Here is a 2,410-nt window from a genome sequence, read left to right as displayed (position 1 = left end):
TACTGCTGTAGCTCCAGCCATGATGTATTCCAAGGCATCTTGGAAATTAATAATGCCTCCCATCCCAATTAAGGGAATTTTTACTTTAGGGGCTACCTGCCAAACCATACGTACTCCAATTGGCTTTATCGCTGGACCAGATAAACCACCAACCTGATTAGCTAAAACCGGTCTTTTTTTATCTAAATCAATACTCATACCCAAAAGAGTATTGATTAAAGAAAGTGCATCAGCCCCGGCTGCTTCGGCAGCTAAAGCAGTGGTGACTATATCGGTAACATTAGGAGTGAGTTTAGCAATTATCGGTAAATCAGTATTTTCTTTGACCTGTTTAATTACTTGAAAAACCATTTCTGGATCACTACCAAAAACCATGCCGCCTGCCTGCACATTAGGACAAGAAATATTTACTTCTAATGCTTTTACTATTGGAGAAGTACTTAATTTTTCCGCTAATTGCACATATTCCCTAATAGTTTGACCAGCAATATTCACTATTAAAGGAGTATTATATTCTGCCAAAGGGGGTAAATATTCTTTTAAAACTACCTCTACCCCCGGGTTTTCCAAACCGATGGAATTAAGCAAACCAGCCGGGGTTTCCACTAAACGAGGTGCAGGATTTCCCGGACAGGGCTTTAACGTAACACCATTAATTACTAAAGCCCCTAAAATAGCCGGTGAAAAAAAATCAGCATAATCTCTACCATAACCAAATGTACCAGAAGCAGTCATCAGCGGATTTTTCATTTTTATACCAGCTATTTCTACTGATAAATCAACTGTCATTTTTTTCACCACCATATACTTCTTCTGCCCAAAAAACCGGACCATCTGCACAAACTTTAAATTGTTTCTTTGGTCCTTTAATTAAACAACCCGAACAGGCACCTACACCACAAGCCATTACTGATTCTAAAGATACTTGCAGAGGAATCCCTTTTTGAAAAGCTAAATGAGCTACTGCCTTGAGCATAGGCTGAGGACCACAAGTGAAGAGGTAATCAAATGATTCAGTAAGCAGTGAAGTAACTAAACCCTTTTTACCACTACTGCCATCTTCAGTAATTGTTTCTAAGGGTATATTTAATGGCAGTGTAGGTAAATAGTGCTTGTTTTTAGCACCCCAAAAAATCTTTACATTATTTCGAAGTGCTAATTTTTTAGCTAAAAAAATGAGAGGTGCAATACCGATACCCCCAGCAACTAGGGCTATTTTCTTCCCCGAAAAATCCGTTTGGAAACCCCTGCCCAAAGGACCTATAATATCTAGGGTATCCCCGGGTAATAATTGACTTAAAAGTTTTGTACCCCTACCAATAGTTTGATACCAAAAAGTGAGTTCCCCACTTTTTTTATCTAGATTACAAATACTTAACGGACGGCGTAAAAGTGGATCTAGGTTTTGACTGACTCGTAAATGCACAAATTGACCTGGTTGGGCAATTTGTGCGATCAGATCTGCTTGTATGGTTAAAGAATAGATATCCCTAGCTATTTTTTCTTGTTTAAGTAGGGTTGCTTTTAAATGATATTTCATCAACTCACCTCTTTTCGCGGCTGGAAGCCCCTGCTTTTAGGCATGGGGAGGAAAGCCGCTTCCTTCCTTTCTATGCTGACGTTTTCCATCAATAATAGTATAATTAATCTTGAAAGGTGATGATGAAATGCTTTGCACTCTCAAGATTAAACTTGTACCAACTGATAACCAATTTAACTCTCTACTTCAAACAATGATTCGGTTCAATCAAGCCTGTAACTTTATTAATGATGTAGCTTTTAACTCTAAGACTTTCGGCAAAATCAACCTGCAAAAGCTCTGTTATTATGAAGTCAGGGAAAAATTTAGTCTTTCTTCCCAAATGACCGTTAGAGCAATAGGTAAGGTGTCTGAAAGCTATAAAACTGATAGAAAAACTTTACATTCTTTCAAAGAAAAAGGTGCTATGGTTTATGACGACAGGATACTTTCCTTTAAAGGGCTAGAGCTTGCTTCAATCCTTACTCTTGACGGTAGGATAAAAGTGCCTATGGTTATTTCTGCTTATCATCATGGGTTGCTATATGGCAACCGTATTAAAGGTCAAGCAGATTTAATCTTACAAAACGGAGTATTCTATCTGATGTTAGTCGTTGAAATTCCCGAAGGCACCCCGTTCGATACTGATAAAGTATTAGGCGTTGACTTAGGTATTAAAAACATTGCTGTTGATAGTGCAGGTGAGGTATTTTCAGGTGCTAAAATCAATGCTTTACGCCACAGACACAGGAAGCTCCGGAAAAAACTACAATCAAAGGGCACTAAGTCAGCTAAAAGGCTACTTAAAAAACGGTCTAAGAAAGAGGCTCGTTTCGCCGCTGATGTCAACCATTGCATTAGTAAGAAACTTATTGAGAAGGCCAAAGACAC

At 38.5% G+C, this 2,410-nt stretch carries 3 protein-coding genes; 1 reads left to right on the top strand and 2 read right to left on the bottom strand.

Going from position 1 to position 2,410, the window contains the following annotated elements; all coding sequences use genetic code 11:
• A partial coding sequence (locus GX687_06690; protein ID HHX97121.1) for a dihydroorotate dehydrogenase occupies positions 1–789 on the bottom strand: 789 nt, incomplete at its 3' end.
• Positions 779–1,540 carry a dihydroorotate dehydrogenase electron transfer subunit gene (locus GX687_06685; protein ID HHX97120.1) on the bottom strand — a complete coding sequence of 254 codons (762 nt, stop codon included), beginning with the start codon at positions 1,538–1,540 and terminating at the stop codon, positions 779–781. The genes GX687_06690 and GX687_06685, both read right to left, overlap by 11 nt.
• 127 nt (positions 1,541–1,667) lie before the next feature.
• Here GX687_06685 and GX687_06680 point away from each other — a divergent pair.
• Positions 1,668–2,410: transposase (locus GX687_06680; protein ID HHX97119.1), on the top strand; the 743-nt coding region annotated here is incomplete at its 3' end.

It is taken from the genome of Clostridia bacterium, from assembly GCA_012841935.1.
Lineage (GTDB): Bacteria > Bacillota > Peptococcia > DRI-13 > DTU073 > DUTS01.
This window is presented reverse-complemented; position numbering and strand designations above follow the sequence as displayed.

Coding starts and splice junctions, on each gene's coding strand:
- GX687_06685 (HHX97120.1), bottom strand. CDS start 1,540: ATGAAATATCATTTAAAAGCAACCCTACTTAAACAAGAAAAAATAGCT.